Annotated in this window: 21 protein-coding genes; all 21 read right to left on the bottom strand. The window is 52.6% G+C overall.

Features of this window, described 5'->3' with window-relative positions:
- Positions 1 to 97 precede the first annotated feature (97 nt).
- Positions 98 to 643: a thioredoxin family protein gene (locus QZQ46_RS05075; RefSeq protein WP_296827434.1), complete on the bottom strand. Its 546-nt coding sequence runs from the start codon at positions 641 to 643 to the stop codon at positions 98 to 100.
- Between the two features lie 132 nt (positions 644 to 775).
- The gene (locus QZQ46_RS05070) at positions 776 to 1,981 is read right to left on the bottom strand and encodes an MFS transporter (protein WP_225069734.1); all 1,206 of its coding nucleotides are present in this window, start codon (positions 1,979 to 1,981) and stop codon (positions 776 to 778) included.
- A gap of 120 nt (positions 1,982 to 2,101) precedes the next feature.
- A complete protein-coding gene (locus QZQ46_RS05065; RefSeq protein WP_292278322.1) occupies positions 2,102 to 2,995 on the bottom strand; it encodes a LysR family transcriptional regulator in 894 nt (297 codons plus the stop codon).
- Positions 2,996 to 3,130: 135 nt separating this feature from the next.
- The gene (locus QZQ46_RS05060; protein WP_296827428.1) at positions 3,131 to 3,418 is read right to left on the bottom strand and encodes a DUF1292 domain-containing protein; all 288 of its coding nucleotides are present in this window, start codon (positions 3,416 to 3,418) and stop codon (positions 3,131 to 3,133) included.
- 11 nt (positions 3,419 to 3,429) lie between these two features.
- The gene (gene ruvX / locus QZQ46_RS05055; RefSeq protein ID WP_044504191.1) at positions 3,430 to 3,846 is read right to left on the bottom strand and encodes a Holliday junction resolvase RuvX; all 417 of its coding nucleotides are present in this window, start codon (positions 3,844 to 3,846) and stop codon (positions 3,430 to 3,432) included.
- A 7-nt stretch (positions 3,847 to 3,853) separates the two neighbouring features.
- The gene (locus QZQ46_RS05050; RefSeq protein WP_044504192.1) at positions 3,854 to 4,114 is read right to left on the bottom strand and encodes an IreB family regulatory phosphoprotein; all 261 of its coding nucleotides are present in this window, start codon (positions 4,112 to 4,114) and stop codon (positions 3,854 to 3,856) included.
- Positions 4,115 to 4,160: 46 nt separating this feature from the next.
- Complete coding sequence (alaS, locus tag QZQ46_RS05045; RefSeq protein WP_296827450.1) at positions 4,161 to 6,758, bottom strand: alanine--tRNA ligase; 2,598 nt, start codon at positions 6,756 to 6,758, stop codon at positions 4,161 to 4,163.
- A gap of 156 nt (positions 6,759 to 6,914) precedes the next feature.
- Positions 6,915 to 7,649 carry a C40 family peptidase gene (locus QZQ46_RS05040; RefSeq protein WP_296827425.1) on the bottom strand — a complete coding sequence of 245 codons (735 nt, stop codon included), beginning with the start codon at positions 7,647 to 7,649 and terminating at the stop codon, positions 6,915 to 6,917.
- A gap of 66 nt (positions 7,650 to 7,715) precedes the next feature.
- Positions 7,716 to 8,642 (bottom strand): glycosyltransferase family 2 protein, encoded by a 927-nt coding sequence (locus tag QZQ46_RS05035; protein ID WP_296827447.1) that lies wholly within the window; start codon positions 8,640 to 8,642, stop codon positions 7,716 to 7,718.
- A gap of 36 nt (positions 8,643 to 8,678) precedes the next feature.
- Positions 8,679 to 9,050 (bottom strand): thioredoxin, encoded by a 372-nt coding sequence (trxA, locus tag QZQ46_RS05030; RefSeq protein WP_296827422.1) that lies wholly within the window; start codon positions 9,048 to 9,050, stop codon positions 8,679 to 8,681.
- Positions 9,051 to 9,167: 117 nt separating this feature from the next.
- A complete protein-coding gene (gene yihA / locus QZQ46_RS05025) occupies positions 9,168 to 9,809 on the bottom strand; it encodes a ribosome biogenesis GTP-binding protein YihA/YsxC (protein WP_296827420.1) in 642 nt (213 codons plus the stop codon).
- Positions 9,809 to 12,142: an endopeptidase La gene (gene lon / locus QZQ46_RS05020; protein ID WP_296827418.1), complete on the bottom strand. Its 2,334-nt coding sequence runs from the start codon at positions 12,140 to 12,142 to the stop codon at positions 9,809 to 9,811. The genes yihA and lon overlap by 1 nt, the downstream gene beginning before the upstream one ends.
- Before the next feature lie 72 nt (positions 12,143 to 12,214).
- On the bottom strand, positions 12,215 to 13,453 hold the full coding sequence (gene clpX / locus QZQ46_RS05015; protein WP_296827414.1) for an ATP-dependent Clp protease ATP-binding subunit ClpX: 1,239 nt from the start codon (positions 13,451 to 13,453) through the stop codon (positions 12,215 to 12,217).
- Between the two features lie 16 nt (positions 13,454 to 13,469).
- On the bottom strand, positions 13,470 to 14,066 hold the full coding sequence (gene clpP / locus QZQ46_RS05010) for an ATP-dependent Clp endopeptidase proteolytic subunit ClpP (RefSeq protein ID WP_296827445.1): 597 nt from the start codon (positions 14,064 to 14,066) through the stop codon (positions 13,470 to 13,472).
- Positions 14,067 to 14,107: 41 nt separating this feature from the next.
- The gene (tig, locus tag QZQ46_RS05005) at positions 14,108 to 15,454 is read right to left on the bottom strand and encodes a trigger factor (RefSeq protein WP_296827411.1); all 1,347 of its coding nucleotides are present in this window, start codon (positions 15,452 to 15,454) and stop codon (positions 14,108 to 14,110) included.
- A 200-nt stretch (positions 15,455 to 15,654) separates the two neighbouring features.
- Positions 15,655 to 18,081, bottom strand: a complete 2,427-nt coding sequence (gene pheT, locus QZQ46_RS05000) for a phenylalanine--tRNA ligase subunit beta (protein WP_296827409.1) — start codon at positions 18,079 to 18,081, stop codon at positions 15,655 to 15,657.
- A 19-nt stretch (positions 18,082 to 18,100) separates the two neighbouring features.
- Complete coding sequence (gene pheS, locus QZQ46_RS04995) at positions 18,101 to 19,126, bottom strand: phenylalanine--tRNA ligase subunit alpha (RefSeq protein WP_296827406.1); 1,026 nt, start codon at positions 19,124 to 19,126, stop codon at positions 18,101 to 18,103.
- Positions 19,127 to 19,402: 276 nt separating this feature from the next.
- Positions 19,403 to 20,542 (bottom strand): acyl-CoA dehydrogenase family protein, encoded by a 1,140-nt coding sequence (locus tag QZQ46_RS04990; RefSeq protein WP_044504204.1) that lies wholly within the window; start codon positions 20,540 to 20,542, stop codon positions 19,403 to 19,405.
- A gap of 41 nt (positions 20,543 to 20,583) precedes the next feature.
- Positions 20,584 to 21,027: a PaaI family thioesterase gene (locus QZQ46_RS04985; protein WP_296827404.1), complete on the bottom strand. Its 444-nt coding sequence runs from the start codon at positions 21,025 to 21,027 to the stop codon at positions 20,584 to 20,586.
- The gene (locus tag QZQ46_RS04980; RefSeq protein WP_296827401.1) at positions 21,020 to 21,454 is read right to left on the bottom strand and encodes a PaaI family thioesterase; all 435 of its coding nucleotides are present in this window, start codon (positions 21,452 to 21,454) and stop codon (positions 21,020 to 21,022) included. The genes QZQ46_RS04985 and QZQ46_RS04980 overlap by 8 nt, the downstream gene beginning before the upstream one ends.
- Positions 21,455 to 21,868: 414 nt before the next feature.
- On the bottom strand, positions 21,869 to 22,447 hold the full coding sequence (locus tag QZQ46_RS04975; RefSeq protein ID WP_296827398.1) for an outer membrane beta-barrel protein: 579 nt from the start codon (positions 22,445 to 22,447) through the stop codon (positions 21,869 to 21,871).
- Positions 22,448 to 22,454 lie beyond the last annotated feature (7 nt).

Raw genomic sequence — 22,454 nt, 5'->3', positions numbered from 1 at the left:
ACATGGCGGAGACCTCCTAATGGTGTTTTGTGGTGAATCTATCATAACAGAGATCCCCGTTTATGTCTCTTTTTATATGTCCGAATTCATTATACAATCAACCTTGAATCTGCGCCAAGGCATATTCAATCTGACGGCGGGTCACGAGACCGCCATAAGGCCGACTCATTTGACCGCCGCGGGCAATGAAGATGACCTGCGGTACGTTGCTGATGCCATAGTCTCGGAAAAGCTGGCCGTCCCCTTTATAGACGGGAATTTCATAGCCTTCTTTCCGACAGTATTCCGCACTCTCTTCGGCATCGGGTCCGACGGGGACGGCAACGAAGGAAATATCCTGTCCGTACTTTTGATACATGTCTTCCATGACGGCCAGATTCTTCAAGCTGTCGTCACTCCAGACGGCCCAGAAGAAGAGACAGACCGGTTTTTCATTATATAAGCTTTGCAGGCGCACTTCTCCATTCGAGCCGTAAAGGCGTTCATCAGGAGCCAGCATTTCCGTTTCGGCCCGGCTCACCTCTTCGGCCGCTTCGATCGTCGCCGAGCTGTAGGCGTCCGGTTCTTTCTCGGGCCAGAAAAAGAGGCTGAGGACGACGCAGACAGCCGCCACCAGGGAAAGTATCTTTGTTTTCGTAGTCATAAGTTCTCCTTTCGTCCATTATAACCGACTGAAAGCGAAACTTCAAACACGCTCCCAAGATCCAAAAAAGGGACCGCGCCGAAGAGTACGGCACAGTCCCTGAGTCCGGGGAAAATGAAATATATGATACACCTAGGCGTGAATATAGATACGGACGGCACGATTGATGAGGTTGATTTTCCGTCCATAGAAGAGATAATACAGAACGAAGCAGGCAGCAGCTACGACACCGGCTACGATGTAGAGCTGAGGGAAGGTCAGAAGGCCTTGGAAGCTTCCGAGAACGTAAGGCCCGACGCCGAGGCCGAGGTCAAGGGCAACGAAGTACGTCGACAAGGCCACGCTGATGCGGTACGGCGGCGTCAGTTTGATGCAGACGGCCTGACCGTTCGACATGAAGGTCCCATAGCCGAGGCCGACGAAGACACCGGACAGGAGGAGCTGCCACGACGTGCCGGTAATACTCAGCAGGAAGAGGCCGATGGCCAGACAGATATAGCACGGATAGAGGACGTAGTTTTCGCCTTTGCGGTCGAAGACGATGCCCGTCATAGGCCGCGTGATGGTGATGACGACGGCGTAGACGACGAAGAAGAAGGTTCCTGCTTCGACTAAGTTGATTTCTCGGGCGTAGGCGGCTAGGAAGGTCAGGACGCTGGAATAGGCAAAGCCCATGAAGAAACCGATGATGGAGATGATGAGTACCCGGTATTCGACGTAGTTGTCGAGGCTCATGGCTTTCATCTTGGCGATCTGTTCGTCTGTCAGTTCAATTTCATCGATATGAAGGATGATGCAGCCGATCATGCACAGGCCGACCAAGACGGCGCAGAGGGTAATGATGAAGGTGAAGTTGGTAAGGACGATGAGGAGCATACCCAGGAAGGGGCCGACAGCGGCTGCCAGGCTGGTGCTGAGGCCGTAGTAGTTAATGCCCTGGCCTCTTTTTTCAGGAGGAATACAGGAGGCGACGATGGTGTTGGTCGCCGTCGATACGATGCCGTAGGCCATGCCGTTGAGGAAGCGGATGCCGTAGAGGATAGCCAAATTGGGGATGTAGAAATACAATAAGGTCGTTACGAAATAAAAGATGATGCCGCCATAAAGGGACATGCGGCGGCCGTAGAGTTCAATGGCCTTGCCGAACTGAAGGCGTGCCAAGAGGGTGCCGACGATGAAGATGCCCGAGGCAAGTCCCGCTTCCCCCAGGGAGGCATGGAGCTGGTCTTTGGCGACGACGGCGATGATGACCATTAACAAATAATAGATGAGGTAGACGACGAAGTTGATTCCCGTGTCAAGCAGGAAATCCTTGTTCCAAAGTGATTGATTTGACATACAGCATTCACTGCTCCTTTCGTATTTGCAAGCTAGATTCTACACCTTCCGCCGCTCCTTGTATAACAGAAAAAAAAGATATTTGTCATCGTTTTTTTTGATGACAAATATCTTTCTGACTTACGGTTCGATATGGTAGACGCGGCGGATATACTCGACAAATACTTGGATCGCAGCGTACTTGGGATTGTTCTTTTTGTAGACCAGATAACAGGGCAAATGAATGGGCGGTTCGAGACGACAGTAGTCTTTGCCGACGCCCATGGCCTGTAAGAACCGTTCGGGCAGCAAGGCCCCGATATGGTTCTGCTGACAGTAATTAAGCATGGCATAAGGCGTCGAGAACCAGGCCTTGGTCTTCTGCGGCGGACAGCCGCTGGTCGTGAAATAGCGGCCTATATAGGCATTCATCTCGTACTGCGGCGAGTATTGAGCCAAGGGCTCGGCCGCTACGGCACAGGCCGAAATGGACGGGCCGGCGACGTCGAGATCAGGCTTATAATAGACGATGTCATCGGTCCCAAAGAAGACTTTTTCATAGTCGTCGAGATCAAGGCTCGGCAGGTAAAACAAGGATACGATGTCCAAGCGGTCATCCTTCAGCCATTGGAGCATTTCCCGCACTTCCAAATTATAGACCCGGAAGGACGCGCCGCTGTGATGGTCCTGAAAATAGGCCAGGTGGCGATTCATGTGGACGTCGCCTAAGGACAGCATGATGCCGACGGCCAGAGGCTGAGCCGTCGCAGCCCTTCCGGGAAGTTCACTGACGACGGCTTCCAGTTCGCCGAGGATATGGCTTATCTTGGTATAGAAGGCCTTCCCTTCCGGCGTAAGGTGGCTGCCGCGGTTAGACCGCTCGATAAGGCGCACGCCAAGGAGTTCTTCGAGTTTCTTCATCTGGGCGCTGAAGGCCGACTGGGTAATGTTAGCCGCCTTGGCCGCGGCCGTAAAGTTGCCGTATTTGCTGTAAATGACAAAATTCCGCAATTGCTGTATTGATGGCAGTTCCATCTTTCTCCCCCACTTGAAAAGGGACTTCGCATCCGGCCATGTTGCCGAGGCACGAGTCCCTAAGTCATCCTTACTGCAATAAGAAATGAGGAAACTGCCCCAAGGACTTATCCCGGGACAGTACCTACTGAATCATTATTCTGCAAAAAGTTCATCGAAGGCTGCGTTGGCTGCGTCGAATTCTTCATCCGTCGGAGCTACATAGACTTCTTCACCGTCTTCCATGTCGACGCGGGCTACAATAGCATCGCCGTCATCGTCATCAGCGTCGTCTTCACTGTCAGGGACTTCGACGAGGAGTGCGAATACTTTTCCGTCCAAGTCGATGCGCTGTACTTCCTGATAGTTTACTTCATTGCCTTCGTCATCCGTTGCGGTAACGATGATAACTTCTTCTAATTCGTTGTTCATTTCTTCCGACATGATAGTCCTCCTTAGTGAGCATGAGCGTCTAAATAATTTTGTAAAATAAGGATTGCCGCCATTTTATCGACAAATTGCTTGCGCTTTTCGCGCCGCACATTTCCTTCCTTTAATACATTCTGGGCCATGATGGTCGTCAGGCGTTCATCCCAATAGACAATGTCTACGTTCGGGACGGTTTTCTGGAATCGTTGAACGAATTCTTCGATATGTTTCATGTTATCACTGTAATCACCATTCATATGGCGTGGTTTGCCTACGACGATGCAGTGTACTTCTTTTTCTTTAATCAGTTCGTGCAAGCGGGCGAAGTCTGCTTCATCAGACTTACGGCGAATCGTTTCTACGCCTTGGGCCGTAATCAGCAGGGCGTCGCTGCAGGCAACGCCTATCGTCTTGGAACCGACGTCGAGTCCTAAAATTCGCATGTTCCTCCTATAAGTTCCGCTGTTTGACGTAAGAACGGACTAATTCTTCAATGAGTTCGTCCCGTTCGATGCGCCGGATATTGCTGCGAGCGTTGTTGTGGCTCGTAATGTACGTCGGATCACCGGACAGCAGATAGCCGACGATCTGATTGATTGGATTATACCCTTTTTCTTCCAATGCGTGATAAACATCTTCGAGAATCATGGAGGCAACGGTCTGTTCTTCGCTGCGGTTTTGCATAATCATCGTTTCGTCATTAACTGCCATTATTCAATCACATCCTTTTTATTCAATTGGCATGACTGCCAAAAATTTATCCTAACATATCGCGGACGGCATCGGCACCGGCTTTCAGCGCATCGGCTAATTTTTCCGGTTCTTTGCCGCCGGCCTGGGCCATATCGGGACGGCCGCCGCCGTTGCCGCCGGCTGCCTGAGCGGCTGCCTTGATGATCTTACCGGCATGGAGGCCGCGTTTGACGTCGGCTTTGGCGACTTTGCAGACGAAGTTGACCTTGCCGTCGTGAGCCATCCCCAAGAGGACGACGCCGCTGCCGGCCTTATCGAGGACGGAGTCGGCCAAGTCGCGGAGGTTGTCCATGGAATCGGCTTGAGCTACGGCCGTGATGACCGAGACGCCGCCGATATCTTCTTTTCCGGCTAAGATGCTGTCCATATCGGACATAGCTGCATCTTTCTTGAGCTGAGCCAGTTCTTTTTCCATCCCTTTGGCCTGAGCCAGGAGGGCTTCTAATTTCGCCGTCGTATCACCGACCTTAGCTTTGAGCATGTCGGCCAACTGCTGCAGTTCACGGGATTCGTCCTTCGCCAGAGCCAGGGCAGCTGCCCCGGTGACGGCTTCGATGCGGCGGACGCCGGAACCGGTCCCGGTTTCACCGGTAATGCGGAAGGACCCGATGACCGACGTATTGTCGACGTGGGAACCGCCGCAGAGTTCACAGCTGAAGTCATCGACGGAAACAACGCGGACGATGTCGCCGTATTTTTCGCCAAATAAAGCCATGGCACCCTTTTCTTTGGCATCGTCGATGGGCATTTCTTCGATGGCAACGGGGATATTTTTGAGGATTTCTTCATTGACCAGGCTTTCGATAGCATCGAGTTCGGCCTGGGTAACGGGCGAGAAATGGGTGAAGTCAAAGCGCAGGTGATCCGGCGTGACTAAGGAGCCGGCCTGATTGACGTGGTTGCCCAAAACCTTGCGCAGGGCTGCCTGCAGGAGGTGGGTTGCCGTATGGTTGCGGGCCAGGTTCAAGTGGCGTTCGCCGTGAACGGCAACGTCGACGGCATCGCCCTTTTGAAGGGTTCCTTCATCGACGGTGGCAATGAGGTATACCAAGCCGTTCGGCAGGGCTTTAGCATCGGTGACGCTGGCCTTTACCTTTGCACCGGAGATAGTCCCCGTATCGCTGAGCTGGCCGCCGCCTTCGGCGTGGAAGGGGTTGTTGTCGACGATGATCGTCACTTCTTCCCCGGCCTGGGCTGCATCGACTTCGACGCCGCCTTTGCCGATCATGACGATGGAGGCTTTCGTAGCCGTCGGGTCGTTGATCAGTTTCGACTGGTCGAGTTTCGTCGTGTCGGGCGTTGCTACTTTAGCCGATACGTCAGCCCGGGCAGCACGAGCCCGTTCCTGCTGTTCTTTCATGGCTGCTTCAAAACCGTCGGTGTCGATGGTCATACCGTTTTCACCGGCAATTTCTTCGGTCAGTTCCATGGGGAAGCCGTACGTATCGTAGAGCTTGAATACGTCGTCGCCCGAGAGAATTTTATTGTCGCTCCGGCTCATCATGTCGTTCAAGAGTTCCATGCCTTGAGCCAGGGTAGCGCTGAATTGTTTTTCTTCCGTGTCGATGATCTGTTTGATCAGTTCCTGACGTTCCCGAAGTTCCGGATATTCATCACCGAGGATGTCCATGACCGTATCGACGAGGCTGCCGAGGAACATGTCGCGGATGCCGAGGAGGCGGCCGAAACGGACGGCACGGCGCAAGATGCGGCGAAGGACGTAGCCTCTGCCTTCATTGGACGGCAGGATACCATCAGAAATCATGACCGTAATAGCCCGGATATGGTCGGCAATGACCTTCATGGCGACCTTCTGCTGGGGATCGTTGTAATCGCCGTGGCTGATGGCAATAACCTTTTCGATAATCGGGAAGATCAGGTCTGTTTCAAAGTTCGATTCCTTCTGCTGAATGACCGAAGCCAGTCGTTCCAGGCCGCAGCCGGTATCGATGTTTTTCTTTTCGAGGGGTTCGTATTTCCCGTCTTTCGTCCGATTGAACTGGGTGAAGACGAGGTTCCAGATTTCAAGGTACCGGTCGCAGTCACAGCCGACGTTGCACGTAGGCTGGCCGCAGCCGCGTTCAGGGCCGAGGTCGTAGAAGATTTCGCTGTCCGGACCGCAGGGGCCTTCGCCGATTTCCCAGAAGTTGTCATCGAATTTGAAGATTCGTTCGTCGGCAAGACCGATCATATTATGCCAGTAATCATAGGCTTCTTTATCGTCAGGATAAATAGTAACGTACAATTTGCTCTTGTCCAGTTCGAGTACTTCCGTCAGAAATTCCCAAGCCCAGGAAATGGCTTCTTTCTTGAAATAGTTGCCGAACGAGAAGTTGCCGAGCATTTCAAAAAACGTATGATGACGGGCCGTGCGGCCTACGTTGTCGATATCCCCTGTCCGAATGCACTTCTGGCTGGTCGTAACGCGGTACGACGGCGGTACGAGTTTGCCCGTAAAGTACGGTTTGAGCGGAGCCATGCCGGCGCCGATGAGAAGCAGACTGGGGTCGTTTTCCGGAATGAGGGGAAAACTGTGCAGGATCAGATGTTCCTTGCTCTTAAAAAATTGTAAATAGGCCTTGCGGATTTCATTACCCGTCATGTACTTCATAGTTAAAAACACTCCCTCTATATATCTTTCTATATGGGAAAATTATACGCTCATTTCCCCCGGTTCGGCAACCTTTTGATGATAAAAATCTTAAGGCCTGCCGTATAAGGAATGGCTAGAGACGACTTGTTCCCTAGCCATTGCATCTTATTTTCGGACCCTGGTAGCGCCGACGTAGCGAGACGACCAATAGCCGCTGTTTAAGCTGTCTACGCGGATACCGCCGCTGCTGGTAGCGCTGATGAAGTTGTTGTCGCCGACATAGATACCGGTGTGGGATACACCCGGTTCATACGTCGTAAAGAATACCAAGTCGCCCGGCATGAGATCGCTGCGGCGAACTCGTTGGCCGACTTCGTACTGTTCATCCGCCATACGCGGAAGTTCGATGCCGTTATGTGAAAAGACGTACTTGGTAAATCCCGAGCAGTCAAAACCATCGGGCGTATTCCCTCCAAATACGTAAGGAACGCCCAGGTACTGGTAAGCTGAGTTGACCAGCTTATTACCAAAGGCATCACCGCCGCCAAAGTGTTTATATTTCGATACGGCCTTGTCGTTGACCTTAAAGTCTTTTGCTTTCTTAGCGACTGGGGGATTCTTGGGTGGATTGGCAGGTAACATGGACCGGCTGCCCGTCAGGAGATAATAGGTCCAGCCGCCAACGTCGCCGCTGACTTGGATTTTCTTATCTTTCTGATATTTCGACACGGCCTTGGCCGTTTCTTTCGTATATACGCCGCTGACATTGACTTTGTAGCCCTGGCTGCGCAGTCCCTGCTGAACAGCGCGGACTTCATCGCCCCGACTGCCGACGGTTAAGGTCGATGCAGCCAGTGCCGGCAAAGCCGTACATACGAAAAGGGCAGTCAATATACACACTTTACTGTGTTTTCTCCACATAAAAACTCCTCTCTGTCTCGAAGTCCATACAACGCAGTAGGCAATTTATGGTTCTTTTTTCTGCCCCAGCTCGGCGCGAAGCCAATACAAGGGCCGGTGTTTTACCTCTTCAAAAATACGTCCTATATACTCTCCGATGACACCGATAAAAATGAGCTGGATGCCGCTGAACAGGCACTGGACGATCATCATCGTCGTCCATCCCGGTACGACCTTGCCCACTAAATTGCTGTAAATGACATGCAGGATCAGAAGTAAACTCAGGATACCGCTGAGCATGCCGATATAAAAGGAAACCCGTAAGGGAATTTTCGAATAAGCCATGATTCCATCTAAGGCAAAATGAAGCATCTTGCGCATGGAAAATTTCGAACTGCCTGCATAGCGCTTGGGCGCTACGAAGCGAATAAAGGTCTGGGTGTAGCCGATATCTCCGATGAGACCGCGAATGAAACGGTCATGTTCACGAAACTGTTTAAACGTTTCCAGGACTTTCCGGTCGATGAGGCGGAAGTCCGAGCCGCCGGGCGTAATGTGAACGGGTGACACGGCATTTAAGATCCGGTAGTACCATTTCGATGTCAGGCGCTTCAAAAAGCCTGCATCGTCAGTCGCTTCACGGATCGTCTGCACGACGTCATTGCCGTCACGCCATTTTTGAACCAAGTCGGGAATCATGGCCGGCGGATGCTGTAAATCGCCGTCCATGGTGATGATAGCGTCGCCGCGGGCATGGTCCATTCCACAGGTAATGGCCAGCTGATGCCCGAAGTTGCGGGCCAGGATAAAAGCCCGGACGTGTTCATCCTCTTGGGTCAAACGACTGAGAACAAGGGGTGTTGCATCTTTAGAACCGTCGTCTACAAAGATGATTTCATAGTCCATGTCGAGTGTCGCTGCGGCTTTCGTCGCCTCGGTATAGAATTTCTCGATATTCGGCTGTTCATTATATACAGGAACGACAATCGACAGTAATTGCCCTTCCGTCCCTCTTGCTTCTAAATTCAATTATATCATCCCAATATTTTTATTGTCAAAACCGGCAGCCTCGCGTTTAGGCACAAGGGATGCCAAGAATTCACTGATTTCGGCTTGTGATGCGTAACCAATGATTCGTTTAAGGGGTTTACCGTCTTTAAAAAACAATAGCGTCGGAACTGCCATGATTTCGTACTTTTCAGCAATAGACCGTTGGCTGTCAACGTTGACCTTCACGACTTTGACGGCATCGCCAAAGCGAGCGGCAGCTTGTCTGACTTCCGCATGAACCATCTTGCACGGTCCGCACCACGGGGCCCAGAAGTCGACGACGACGATGCCCGGTTGATGAAAGACTTTTACTGAAAAATCGGAATCACTGTCAATCGACACGATTGCCATGATTACACAACCTCCTATCCCAGCTATAATAAATCACACTAATTATATCAAAAAACACCGCGATTTTCCAGTAAAATCGCGGTGTATCTCATGTTTACAATAAAAATATATTCATTTTTAAGGCTGAGCGGTAAACTCCAGGACCCGATGGAAGAGATTCTTAGCCAAGGGACCGAAGCCTTCGCTTTTTAAGGACGAGTAGGCCAGGGCCGGCTGACCGGTCGGATAGAGCTTGTTGAGTTGGGCCAGATTGCGGTGTTTTTCATTGGCCTTCAGTTTATCGGCCTTGGTCCCGACTATTTGCAGAGGCACGCCGATTGAAGCCAGCCATTCATAGGCTTCGCTGTCGATGGCAAGGCCGGGATGGCGGAGGTCGACGAGGAGGCATAAGACGCAGAGGTTTTCAGAGGCCGTGACGTACTCACTGATGAAGGCACTCCATCGGTCGCGGTTCTTACCGCCCGTCTTGGCAAAGCCGTAGCCCGGCAGGTCGACGAGGAAAAAAGGCAGGCGCTGCTCCCCTTCTTCTTCATCACGCCGCCGAAGAGAGGCGCTGAAATAGTTGATGGTCTGGGTCTTCCCCGGCGCACCGCTGACCCTGGCCAGGCCGCGGTGGCGGCAGAGAGAATTGATCAGGCTCGACTTGCCGACGTTGGAGCGGCCGAGAAAGGCCACTTCCGGCAGGCCCTCCGTCGGGTATTGATCGCGGCGAACGGCTGTTGCCGCATATTCAGCCTGAATGATGTCGAAGGAAGCCATCAGGACTTCACCAGTGCCTGAGCCAGCACTTCATCCATGTGGTGGACGAATACGAATTTCACCTCGTCCTGGACGGACTGGGGCACGTCAACCATGTCGCGGCGGTTCTGTTCCGGCAGAAGGATCTTTTTAATGCCGGCCCGATGGGCGGCAATGACCTTTTCCTTAATGCCGCCGACAGGAAGGACGGTGCCGCGCAGGGTGATTTCACCGGTCATGGCGACGTCGTGGCGGACAGCCTTGCCGGTCAGGGCCGACGTAATGGCCGTCGCCATGGTAATCCCGGCGGACGGGCCGTCTTTCGGAATGGCCCCTTCCGGCAGGTGGATATGGAGATCGGTCTTGGCATAAAAATCTTCAGCAAGGCCTAAGACTTCGGCACGGCTGCGGATATAGGTGACGCCGGCTTCAGCCGATTCCTTCATGACGCTGCCGAGCTGTCCCGTGAGCAGCAGACGCCCGCGGCCTTTGACGGCAACGGCTTCTGTTTCCAGGACTTCGCCGCCGACCTGGGTCCAGGCCATGCCGGTGACGATGCCGACTTCGTCGTCTTTATGAATCGTGTCGGGCAGGAATTTTACCGGCCCTAAGAGTTTTTCTAAGTTCTTGACCGATACGCTGAGGGGTACTTCATCGTTCATCAGCAGCGATTTTCCGATGCGGCGGCAAACGGTGCCGATCATCTTTTCTAAGCGGCGGACGCCGGATTCACGGGTGTAACCGGAGATGATGCGGCGCAGGACGGCATCGGAGAACTTGGCCTGGCTGGCCTTAAGACCGTTTTCCTTGATCTGTTTCGGTACCAGGTATTTCTTGGCGATCTGGACTTTTTCATCTTCCGTGTAGCTCGTGAAATCGATGATTTCCATGCGGTCCATCAAGGGCCGGGGAATGTTGCTGAGGACGTTGGCCGTCGTAATCCAGAATACCTTGGACAGGTCAAAGGGCAGTTCCAAGAAATGGTCACTGAAGGTATTGTTCTGTTCCGGGTCGAGGACTTCGAGGAGTGCCGACGACGGGTCGCCGCGCATATCAGAGGTCATCTTGTCGATTTCGTCGAGGAGGAAGACCGGGTTCTTGACGCCGGCCTGCTTCATGCCGCTCAAGATGCGGCCCGGCAGAGCGCCGATATAGGTCCGACGGTGGCCGCGGATTTCAGCTTCATCGCGGACGCCGCCTAAGGAGACGCGGACGTACTTGCGGTTCATGGCTCTGGCAATGGACCTGGCGATACTGGTTTTCCCCGTTCCCGGAGGGCCTACGAAGCAAAGGATAGGTCCTTTGAGGCTGTGGGTCAGCTGTTTTACGGCCAAGTATTCGATGATGCGGTCTTTGACCTTCTTCAGGCCGTAATGATCTTCATCGAGGACCTGCTGGGCTTCATTGAGGTCCAGTCGGTCTTTCGTTTCTTTCTTCCACGGAAGGGCCATGGCCCAGTCGAGATAAGTCCGAATGATTGCCGATTCGGCCATCATGGGCGGCATGGAATCGAGGCGGTCCGTTTCTTTGAGCAGGGCCTTTTCGATGTCTTCGTCCAGTTTCATCTTCTTGATTTTATCGCGGAGTTCCTGGACTTCCGTATCTTTATCGACCTTATCCCCCAGTTCATCGTGGATGGCCTTGATTTTTTCGCGCAGGTAGTATTCTTTCTGCTGCTGGTCCATCTTGCCGCGGACTTCGCGGTTTAACTTCGATTCGAGGTTGGCAATGTCGACTTCTGTATCGAGGAGGGATCCGATGCGGCGCAGACGGGCTTCGACGTCGGTCATTTCCAGAATCTGCTGGCGGATGACCAATTTCAAGGGAAGCTGGGAGGCTGCATAGTCGGCCAAAACTCCTGGTTCTTCGATGCTCTTGGCAATTTCACTGGCTTCTTCGCCGTCGCGAAGTTTATCGAGCCAGTCGAGGAGGCGTTTGAGGATGACTCGGCGCAGGGCTTCTTCTTCCGTCGTATTGCGGCTGACTTCGGCCACCTTGATGGCAGCCCCTTCGAGATAGCCTTTTTTCTGGGAAAAGCCCTGCATGCGGACGCGGGAAATCCCGTTGACCAAGATGCGTACCAAGCCGCCGGGCATGCGCAGGAACTGTTCGATTTTCACGACGCAGCCGATGGTGTAAACGTCATCAAAGCCGGGGTTGTCTTCGTTTTCATCGACCTGAGTCGCTACTAACAGCTGGCGGTCGTGCTCCATGGCATAGTCGACAGCTGCCAGGGACGTTTCCCGGCCAATGTCGATATGACTGACCAGATTCGGGTAAACGACGAGGCCGCGAAGGGGTACGAAAGGCAAAGACAGAATATCGCGTTCATCCATGACAATATTTTCTTCCATAGTTTCACCTTCTTCTATTGAAAAATAAAACTCATTTCCGGATTAAGAAATGAGTTTTATCATACCACTATATCATTTTGCCTCTTTCAAGACGAGATCCGGCTCGGAGCCGTCCTTGACGCAGGAATCCGTTACGACGCATTTTTCAACGTCGTCGCGGCTCGGTACGTCAAACATGACATCGAGCATGATCCGTTCGATGATCGAGCGAAGTCCGCGGGCACCGGTATTGCGCCGCAGCGCTTCCTTGGCAATGGCCTGCAGAGCGTCCGGCGTAAATTCGAGATCTACGTCATCCATGGACAGCATCTTCTGATACTGTTTGACCAGGGCGTTCTTGGGCTCTGTGAGGATATGTACCATCGCTTCTTCATCGAGAGGATTGAGTGTAACTAAAACGGGCAGACGGCCGATTAATTCGGGGATCAGGCCGAACTTCTGGAGGTCCGTCGGGATGATGTCCCGCAGGAGGGATTCCATGGAATGTTCGTCCTTGGTCTGAATGTCAGCGCCAAAGCCCATGTTCTTATCTGTCGTACGGCTCAAGATGGTCTTATCGATACCGTCAAAAGCACCGCCGCAGATGAAGAGGATGTTGGTCGTGTCGATCTGCAGCATTTCCTGGTGAGGATGCTTGCGGCCGCCCTGAGGCGGAACGCCGGCTACAGTCCCTTCGAGGATTTTCAAAAGGGCCTGCTGGACGCCTTCACCGGATACGTCTCGGGTAATCGACGGGTTTTCTGATTTACGGGCAATCTTATCGATTTCGTCGATGTAGATGATGCCCCGTTCGGCTTTGGCAATATCGTAGTCCGCAGCCTGAATCAGTTTGAGCAGACAATTTTCGACGTCTTCGCCGACATAGCCGGCTTCGGTCAGGCTCGTCGCATCGGCAATGGCAAAGGGCACGTCGAGGAGCCGCGCCAAGGTCTGCGCCAACAGGGTTTTACCGCTCCCGGTCGGACCGACCATGACGATATTCGATTTTTGGAGTTCTACGTCACCTGCCAAGGCCGTCGAATTGGTCTGAAGCCGTTTGTAATGGTTGTAAACGGCGACGGACAAGGTCTTCTTGGCAGCTTCCTGGCCGATAACGTATTCATCGAGGGTCGCCTTGATTTCGTGCGGTGTCGGCAAATCCTTCAATTCGAACTCTTCTGTATCTTCCGTCTTTTCTTCTTCGATGATGTGCTGCGCTACGGCAACGCATTCATCACAAATATAGACGCCGGGACCGGCAATGAGTTTCTGCACTTCGTCCTGAGGACGGCCGCAAAAACTGCAGCGCGGTTCATCATGCTTATCGTTCATGTATCTTCCTCCTGTCCTATTTCGTTTCATTGGTCAGCGGACGGGACAGGATTTCATCGATGAGACCGTAAGCTTTTGCATCTTCAGCCGTCAGGAAGTTGTCCCGTTCCGTATCCTTTTGGATGACGTCCACAGGCTGTCCCGTGTGTTTAGACAAGATGCCGTTCAGTTCTTCGCGCATGCGCAGGATTTCGCGGGCATGGATTTCGATTTCCGTCGCCTGGCCCTGAACACCGCCTAAGGGCTGGTGAATCATGACCTGGGAATGAGGCAGGGCAAAGCGCTTGCCTTTGGCGCCGGATGTCAGGAGGACAGAAGCCATGCTGGCAGCGGAACCGACGCAGATGGTCGATACGTCAGGCTTGATATACTGCATGGTATCGTAGATAGCCATGCCGGCCGTGACGACGCCGCCGGGGCTGTTGATGTATAAGTGAATATCCTTGTCAGGATTTTCGGCTTCCAAAAAGAGGAGCTGGGCGATGATGCTGTTGGCAACGGTATCATCGATGGGACCGCCGAGAAAGACGATGCGGTCTTTTAACAGGCGGGAATAAATATCGTAACTACGTTCACCCTGCGCCGTCTGTTCAACGACGATAGGCACATACATATTTGTCAAAACAAACACCTCCGGATGACGCGTTTCCGGTATTAGTCTTCAGCCTTTGCAGTTTCTTCAGCTTTCGCTTCTTCTTTCTTGTCTTCGTTGGAGTCAATAGCGTTGCTCAAGATGAAGCTGGCTGCTTTTTTACGGCCAACGGACTGTACCAACATAGGAACGCGGTGTTCTTTCAAAATAATCTTATAGACTTCTTTCGGATCGGCACCGAAGTTCTGAGACATGGTGATGATTTCAGCCTGGAGATCGATGTCTTTTACTTCGATGTTTTCCGCTTTAGAGATGGCTTCGAGGACGAGGTCCATCTTTACGTTTTCTTTAGCAGGTTCGGCATAGCTTTCTTTCAGCTTGTCCATATCCTGGTTCATGTATTTGAGATAGTCGTCGAGGTTCATGCGCTGTGTTTCAAGCTTAACCGACAGTTCTTCGATCATCTGATCGATCTTGTCGTCGACCATGACCTGCGGGATATCTACTTCAGCGTTGTTGACGACGGTCTGCAGTACTTCAGCGTTGAATTTTTCCAAAGCCTGGTAGGAAGCTTTCGATTCAAGGCGTTTGCGGATGTCGGCTTTGAGGTCGTCGACGCTTTCGAATTTGCCGGCTTCTTTAGCGAATTCGTCATCGATAGCCGGGAGTTCGCTGCGTTTTACGTCGTTGACTTTAACGGCGAAGACAGCTTCTTTACCAGCCAGGGATTTTTCAAAGTAATCTTCCGGGAAGGTAACTTTGACATCTTTTTCATCGCCGGCTTTGCTGCCGATGAGCTGATCTTCAAAGCCCGGAATGAAGCTGCCGGAGCCGATCTGGAGCGGATAGGACTTGCCTTCGCCGCCTTCGAATGCGACGCCGTCGACGGTACCTTTGAAGTCGATGACTGCAAAGTCGTCTTTCGCGATTTCCGTGCCTTCCGGAGCGACAACCAACTTAGCGTGCTGTTTCTGGAGGTTAGCCAATTCCTTGGCAACGTCTTCATCGCTTACTTCTGCTTTATCTTTGGCAACCGTAATGCCTTTATATTCGCCGAGTTTGACTTCCGGTTTCTTAGTAACCGTAGCTTCAAAGACGACGTCTTTTCCGTTTTCGTTGGAGATAACGTTCAATTCCGGTTCCGTTACGGGAACGATGCCTTCCTGATCGAGGGCGTCGCCGTACGCTTTATTGGCAATAGCTTCAAAAATTTCCTGTTTGACAGCATCTTTGCCCAAGAAGCTTTCCAGTACCATGCGCGGAGCTTTGCCTTTACGGAAGCCCGGGATATTTACGCGGCCTGCCAAGTTTTTGCAAGCGGCTGCAGCCTGTTTGGAAGCGTCTTTTGCAGGCACTTCGATGCGCAGGGTCACTTTGTGCTGGTCTACTTCGTTCACTGTTACGTTCATTCTAAGTATGTCCTCCTTATGGGCCGGTACAGCCCTTAATATCTCTAAAATACCATATTACGCTCTACATCATAACACAACTTTACTTTTTTTACAATATGAGAATAAAGGACGCCGGGTACAGCGTCCTTTATTACAAAGATTTTTATTCCGATAACACTCTGTCCTCCCCTGTCAGTCAAGGTAGGGTTTCATTTCGATCAGCGCAGCTGGCAGCCGAATTTTTCTTCGAGGTCCTTGACGATGGCATTGACCGGTTCGGTGATGTCGGCGTCGGTCAAGGTCCCTTCTTCAGAACGGAAGACGAGAGAATATGCCAGGCTCTTATAGCCTTCGGGAACCTGTTTGCCCGTGTACATATCGAAGAGGTGGACGGCTTCCAGGTGTTCGCCGCTGTCTTCTTTAATGACCCGGACGATGTCGGCGTTGGCCGTTGCCATCGGTGCCAGGAAGGCCAGGTCACGGCTCGATGCCGGGAATTTAGCGACCTTGTGGTAATCGGGCAGGAGGCTGACATAGGGCATGACAGCGTCCATATGCATTTCGAAAATATAGACCGGGCCGGCAACGTCATAGCTGTCGACGGCTTTAGGATGGAGTTCACCGAAATCGCAGAGGACTTTGCCGTCTTTGACGTAGCGGCCGGCTTTTCCCGGATGGAGGGGTGCAAAGTCGGATACTTCGAGGTCGGCCTGAACGCCGAGGCCTTCGAGGACGGCTTCGACCATGCCCTTTACGTCGTAGAAGTCATAGTTTTCTGCCTTGCCGGGCCAGGAATTGTCGATTCGCTGGCCGTAGAGCAGGCCCGTTACGCAGTCTTCCTGTTCGGGAAGTTCTGTGAGCGGCAGCTGTTTGGGCCGGTAAACGGGAGCGATTTCATAGATGCCGACCGAGGCGTTCTTGACAGCCTGGTTGCGGACCAGGACATCCATCAGGGTCGGGATGAGGGTCGTCCGCATGAGAGGGAAATCTTCCGTAATCGGGTTGAGGATGGGAACGGCTTTATAGACGGGATCGCTTTCAGCAAAGAGCAATTTTTGGAGCTGGTCGGGATGCATGAAGCTGAAGGTGACCGTTTCATTGAGGCCGGCGCGGCTGAGAATCGTCGAAATCCGTTCGTTGACTTCGTGGCGGAAGCCCGTTTCCCCTTTTGAAATCGGCGCAGCCGGACGGGTCGAAGGAATGTTTTCATAGCCGTAGATACGGGCGACTTCTTCAGCGATGTCGGCCATTTCCGTGCAGTCGCCGCGGTAGCTGGGAACGACAGCCGTCAAGGCTTCGCCGTCTTTTTCAATGCCGAACTGGAGGCGTTCCAACAAGTCGATCATGGCAGCTTCGGGAATGTCCGTACCCAAGAAAGCGTTGATCTTTTCAGCCGAAAAAGCGATGCGTCTTACAGCCGGCTTAACCGGATAGACGTCGACGATGCCTTTAGCTACGTCGCAGGCACCCATTTCCTGGAGGAGCTGAGCGCAGCGGTTGATGGAATTGATACAGCTGTCCGAATCGAGGCCCCGTTCAAAACGGCCCGAAGCTTCCGAGCGCAGGCCGAGCATGCGGCCCGTATGGCGGATGTTGGAACCTTTGAAGGACGCACATTCGAGGATGACCGACGTCGTTTCTTTCGTGACTTCCGAATCGAGGCCTCCCATGATGCCGGCGATGCAGCAGGCTTTTTCCGGGTCGGCAATGACCAGCATGTTGTCGGTCAAGGTGCGGTCCGTATCGTCGAGGGTCTTCATCTCTTCCCCGTCTTTGGCGCGGCGGGCGATGAGGTGGTGGTCGGCAACCTTGTCGTAGTCATAGGCGTGGAGGGGAATCCCCAATTCAATCATGGTGTAGTTCGTGGCATCGACGACGTTATTAATCGGACGAACGCCGTATTTGCGCAGGCGCTGCTGCATCCACAAGGGCGAGTTTCCGATTTTGACGTTGAGCAAAAGGCGTGCCGTATAGCGGCTGCACAGTTCTTCGTCGTCGATGGAGACGCTGACTTTGCCGTCGATGGGCGTATCGCATTCCTTGACGGAAATGTCAGGGTAACGGGCTTCTTTCCCGCTGAGGGCAGCGAATTCACGGGACAGGCCGACCATGGAGAAGCAGTCGGCGCGGTTGGCCGTCAATTCATATTCATAGACGACGTCGCGGACCTGCATGTATTCGGCAGCATCGACGCCAAGGGGCGTATCGCTCGGCAGGATCCAGATGCCTTCTTTTTCTTCCGGCAGGAGCAGGCTGTCATCGAAGCCGAATTCGTGAGCCGAGCAGAACATGCCGTTCGACAAGACACCGCGAAGCTTCGAGCGCTTGATTTTGGTACCGCCCGGCAGATGAGCGCCGTGGACGGCGACGGGCACGATTTGGCCGACGCGCACGTTAGTGGCAGCCGTTACGATTTGGAGCTGTTCGTCCCCCATGTCGACCTGGCAGACGACGAGTTTATCGGCGTCCGGATGGCGATCGATTTGAAGGATTTTGCCGGTCATTACTTTTTTGACGTCCCGTCCCCAATATTCAACTTGTTCGACAGGAATACCGGCCATCGTCAATTTATCAGCAAAAGCCTGCGGGTCTTGATTCATATCGACGTCGACATACTCTTGCATCCATGTTAAAGAACTTTTCATTATCTTTTCCCTCCCGAAACTAGAACTGGTTCAAGAACCGCATATCGTTTTCATAGAACAGACGCAGGTCGTCGATGCCGTATTTCAACATGGCAATACGTTCGACGCCCATGCCGAAGGCAAAGCCCGTGACGACGTCCGGATCGTAACCGTTCAGCCGCAGGACATTGGGGTTTACCATGCCGCAGCCGAGGATTTCCAGCCAGCCCGTATGAGAGCAGACACGGCAGCCTTCACCGCCGCACATGACGCAGGAAATGTCGACTTCGGCACTCGGTTCCGTAAAGGGGAAGTAGCTGGCGCGGAAGCGGACTTTCGTATCGTCGCCGAAGATGTCGCGGAGAAAGTCTTCGAGCATGCCCTTGAGGTCGGAGAAGCGGATGTTCTTATCGATGATCATGCCTTCCATCTGATGGAAAACCGGCGAATGGGTCGCATCGTAGTCGCAGCGGTATACCTTGCCGGGGGCAATGATTTTAAAGGGTTCGTTGGGCTTATGGGACTGAAGGGTCCGGGCCTGCATGCCTGACGTATGGGTTCTCAGGAGGATGTTGTCGGTGATGTACATCGAGTCCTGCATGTCTCGTGCCGGGTGGTCTTCCGGCAGATTGAGGCACTGGAAGTTGTAGTAGTCCGATTCGATATCGGTCCCTTCGACGATGGAAAAGCCCATGCGCAGGAAGGAGTCTTCCATAAGGCGCAGGGTCTGATGGAGGGGATGTTCGTGGCCCGTCACCGGTTTACGGCCCGGCAGGGTGATATCGATTTTTTCTGATTCGAGTTTCGCAGCCAATTCCTTGGCTTTGACTTCTTCCAACTTGGCATTCAGCTGTTCTTCAATGGCGCTGCGTGCCGTATTGACCAACTGGCCGACTTTCGGACGATCTTCTTTGGAAAGGTTTTTCATTTCCTTCATAATCGCCGTCAGTTCCCCTTTTTTCCCCAGGAACTTGACGCGGATATCTTGGATATCCTGCAAATGTTCGCTCTTGGCGAGCTCTTCCATTACGGCCGTTTTAATGGCCTCAATCTTTTCACTGATCATGGTTTTCCTCCTACTGGCAAGTACATAAAAAATAGACTCCCGCCCCCTAAGGGGCGAAAGTCTTATCCGCGGTACCACCCTACTTGATTCTCTCATATCCTGTAACGGGAACACCCGTCCTGCCTACTCCGTTCAGCAGGAGACTCTAAAGTGAACGCATGAAGCTTCCGCCTCCGGGCTCTCAATCATGACCCGGATTCCCTGTAAACGGAAGTCCCTTCATGCCCTCTTTATCATCGTCATAATAAATCGCTGTTCAATTCACGATACATTGTATCAGTAAAGTGTCTTATTGGCAATAACTAAGCGCTGAATCTGGTTAGTGCCTTCATAGATCTGCATGATCTTGGCATCGCGCATGTATTTTTCGACAGGGTATTCCTTGATGTAGCCGTACCCGCCCATAACCTGAACGGCGTCGGTCGTAACCTGCATGGCGACGTCAGATGCGTTGCATTTGGCAATGGCAGCTTCACGGCTGAAGTCCATGCCCTGGTCCTTCATCCAGCATGCGCGGTGGACGAGGAGACGAGCGCCTTCGACCTTCATGGCCATATCGGCAATCATAGCCTGGACCATCTGGAAGGATGCGATCGGTTTGCCGAACTGTACGCGAACTTTAGCGTATTCACAGCAAGCCCGGAAAGCAGCTTCGGCAATGCCGACGGAAACGGCACCTACGAAGGGACGAGCAGCGTCGAGGGTTGCCATGGCGATGCGGAAACCGCTGCCTTCGCGGCCGAGACGGTCTTCAACAGGGACGAAGCAGTTGTCGAAAATGAGTTCCGTCGTGTTGGACGCACGGATACCCATCTTATTTTCTTCCTTACCGATGGTAAAGCCCGGAGTGCCCTTGCGGACGATGAACGGCGTAAGGCCGCGAATACCGCCGGTTTTACGGGTATTGGCAAAGACGACAAAGATTTCGGCTAAACCGCCGTTGGTGATGAAACATTTCGTACCGTTCAAGAGATAGCCTTTGCCGTCTTCCGTCTTCGTGGCCCGTGTCGATACGGAGCCTGCGTCGGAACCCGTGCCCGGTTCCGTCAGTGCGAATGCAGCCAGGTTATCTTCATTGATGACGTCAAAATAGCGCTTCTTCTGGTCGTCGTTGCCGGCCAGGATGACCGGGTACGAAGCCAGGGCATTAGCAGCTACCGTCGTTGCGACGCCGCCGCAGCCTTTCGCTAATTCTTCATAAACACCAGCAATGGTGATGGCATCCAGTCCGGCTCCACCAAATTCTTCCGGAATAGCGACGCCCAATAGCCCCTGTGCTGCCAATTTTTCCAAAAGCCCTTCGTGGAGCTTTCCCGTTTCATCCATTTCTGCAGCGTAGGGGACGATTTCTTTTTGCACCAAGTCGCGGACGACTTTGATGATATCTTTCTGTTCGTCGTTATAAGCAAAATCCATCTTGTACTAACCAACCTTCCCTGTAATACGTGAATATCATATTAATCGATTCTTTTTAAAATGTAAAAGGACGACCGCCCCTTTACGACGACAGTACCGTCGGCACCGCGGCATTCACATTCGACGACAATCGTATTCCTGCCGTGATGGATAACCTGTCCGATACCGGTAATGTGCTCGCCGCTGTTGACACTGCGAATGTAATTCATATTGATTTCCAGGGTCGTCACCTGAAAACCCATCGTCCGGCAGGCCATGCCCATGAGGGTATCACAGAAGGCTGCCAGAACACCGCCTGAGGCGATATTGCGATAATTACAAATGTGGCGGCTGATGTGAAAGCCGACGCGAACGCGGCCGACAGCCACCGTTTCGATGGTGCAGGGCATGCTCTTAAAATACGGCGTCCTGGCATAAATGCCTTCGATGATGGCATGCATTCTGGCAGAATCGGACACACCGATGCCGTTTTTTTGCTCATCCATTGGCCGTACCCCCTTGTTCTTCGCCGCCGTAAGGTCCGGTTACGAAAAAGGTTCCCTTGCCATGCGCTAAGTAGCGATTGTCATTATCGTAAAAATCACAAAGAGCGACCATCGTCGTGCGGCCGTTGTGAATGATCTTTGCTTCGGCACGGATGACCGTATCGGCAAAAGCCGGGCGCAAGTAGTTCATGCCCAGATCCAGGGTCAGGACGGCCTTGCCGTGAACGGCACAGGCAGCTTCCATCGCTGAATCGGCCATGGAGTACAGCACGCCGCCGTACATCGTACCATTGGGATTATCCCATTTTGAGCCCTTATTCTCAAAGGTGAGAACAGTACACTCCTGTTCAGCCTTGGCTACATGGAACTGCATAAAGGTGTCAAAAGGATTTCTGTTAATCTCATGCTCTAACCATTCGCGATCCATTATGACTCCACTCCTTAGGCTAATACATAAATCCCTTATATTTTACTATACGAACAATCATCCGTCAAACAAAAAACAACGATTTATGCCCCTTAAACTGAACTTTAAGAATGGGAAAAAACAAGGTCCCGCATAGTGGCACGAGCCTTTATGCGAGACCTTATCACTGTGACATGCCTGACCTGGTCTTTACCCCCACACTCGCCTGCCGGGACCCTTGCTCATAGACTTTTGTCCCCCACTAATAGTCCTCTCGCGTTTTATGACGCGGCAGGTCTTACTTCTAGGCCGCACTATGATCAGTACCGCTTTGGGCACCTTACGTGGATCGCTTCGTCTGCGACTGACATCGACTTTCAACCACAGCACATGTCATTGCTACATTATACGGGACAGGCTGCCCCATTGTCAACGTTAGAACTTATAGCCCATACCGACCTGCCAGCCGCGGACGTCGTCATCATAGTTGTCGACATCGACGCTGCTGCGGCGATATTTGAGATGAGCGTCCCACTGCGGCGTAATGTCGTAGCCGACGCCGATTTCATAGGTATTGACGTCATCGCCGACACCGATGGAAGCAAAGCCCTGCCAGCGTTCGGCAATGGGAACCTGGCCGCGGACACCGATCTGGTAGCCGTAGGATTTTTTCGTGTTGTACGTATCGGTCTTAACGTAGGAAGCACCGGCATAAGCCGAGAGGTATTCCGTCAGGCGGTAATTGCCTACGAGATAGTTTTCATTGATCTTGTGGGAATCGTCGCCCTTCGTATAGTTGTTGATGTACTGTACATTCCAGCGGTCATTCAGAACGTAGGTGACGTCGCCGCCGGTAAAGCGGCTGTCGGCGTCGCCGTGACCTTCTTTTTGGTCAAAGCCATAGTTGATGTTCGCTTTCAAATCACCGGGCTGCTCGTTTTTGATAGGGGCTGCCCACGCTGCTGACGTAATGGCAAATGCTGCCAGTGTCGCCGTTAAGATAAATTTTTTCATGACATGA

This window comes from uncultured Megasphaera sp., from assembly GCF_900539295.1.
GTDB lineage: Bacteria > Bacillota > Negativicutes > Veillonellales > Megasphaeraceae > Megasphaera.
Note: the sequence above shows the minus strand (reverse complement) of the source record. Positions and strands in the feature narration are given on the sequence as shown.

Excerpts from the sequence above, each read along its gene's own strand:
- QZQ46_RS05075 (WP_296827434.1), bottom strand. The coding sequence starts at position 643 with ATGACTACGAAAACAAAGATACTTTCCCTGGTGGCGGCTGTCTGCGTC.
- QZQ46_RS05070 (WP_225069734.1), bottom strand. The coding sequence starts at position 1,981 with ATGTCAAATCAATCACTTTGGAACAAGGATTTCCTGCTTGACACGGGA.
- QZQ46_RS05065 (WP_292278322.1), bottom strand. The coding sequence starts at position 2,995 with ATGGAACTGCCATCAATACAGCAATTGCGGAATTTTGTCATTTACAGC.
- QZQ46_RS05060 (WP_296827428.1), bottom strand. The coding sequence starts at position 3,418 with ATGTCGGAAGAAATGAACAACGAATTAGAAGAAGTTATCATCGTTACC.
- ruvX (WP_044504191.1), bottom strand. The coding sequence starts at position 3,846 with ATGCGAATTTTAGGACTCGACGTCGGTTCCAAGACGATAGGCGTTGCC.
- QZQ46_RS05050 (WP_044504192.1), bottom strand. The coding sequence starts at position 4,114 with ATGGCAGTTAATGACGAAACGATGATTATGCAAAACCGCAGCGAAGAA.
- alaS (WP_296827450.1), bottom strand. The coding sequence starts at position 6,758 with ATGACGGGTAATGAAATCCGCAAGGCCTATTTACAATTTTTTAAGAGC.
- trxA (WP_296827422.1), bottom strand. The coding sequence starts at position 9,050 with ATGGCAATCGTGTCGATTGACAGTGATTCCGATTTTTCAGTAAAAGTC.
- yihA (WP_296827420.1), bottom strand. The coding sequence starts at position 9,809 with ATGGCTTCCTTCGACATCATTCAGGCTGAATATGCGGCAACAGCCGTT.
- lon (WP_296827418.1), bottom strand. The coding sequence starts at position 12,142 with ATGGAAGAAAATATTGTCATGGATGAACGCGATATTCTGTCTTTGCCT.
- clpX (WP_296827414.1), bottom strand. The coding sequence starts at position 13,453 with ATGAACGATAAGCATGATGAACCGCGCTGCAGTTTTTGCGGCCGTCCT.
- clpP (WP_296827445.1), bottom strand. The coding sequence starts at position 14,066 with ATGTATGTGCCTATCGTCGTTGAACAGACGGCGCAGGGTGAACGTAGT.
- tig (WP_296827411.1), bottom strand. The coding sequence starts at position 15,454 with ATGAACGTAACAGTGAACGAAGTAGACCAGCACAAAGTGACCCTGCGC.
- pheT (WP_296827409.1), bottom strand. The coding sequence starts at position 18,081 with ATGAAAAGTTCTTTAACATGGATGCAAGAGTATGTCGACGTCGATATG.
- pheS (WP_296827406.1), bottom strand. The coding sequence starts at position 19,126 with ATGATCAGTGAAAAGATTGAGGCCATTAAAACGGCCGTAATGGAAGAG.
- QZQ46_RS04990 (WP_044504204.1), bottom strand. The coding sequence starts at position 20,542 with ATGGATTTTGCTTATAACGACGAACAGAAAGATATCATCAAAGTCGTC.
- QZQ46_RS04985 (WP_296827404.1), bottom strand. The coding sequence starts at position 21,027 with ATGGATGAGCAAAAAAACGGCATCGGTGTGTCCGATTCTGCCAGAATG.
- QZQ46_RS04980 (WP_296827401.1), bottom strand. The coding sequence starts at position 21,454 with ATGGATCGCGAATGGTTAGAGCATGAGATTAACAGAAATCCTTTTGAC.
- QZQ46_RS04975 (WP_296827398.1), bottom strand. The coding sequence starts at position 22,447 with ATGAAAAAATTTATCTTAACGGCGACACTGGCAGCATTTGCCATTACG.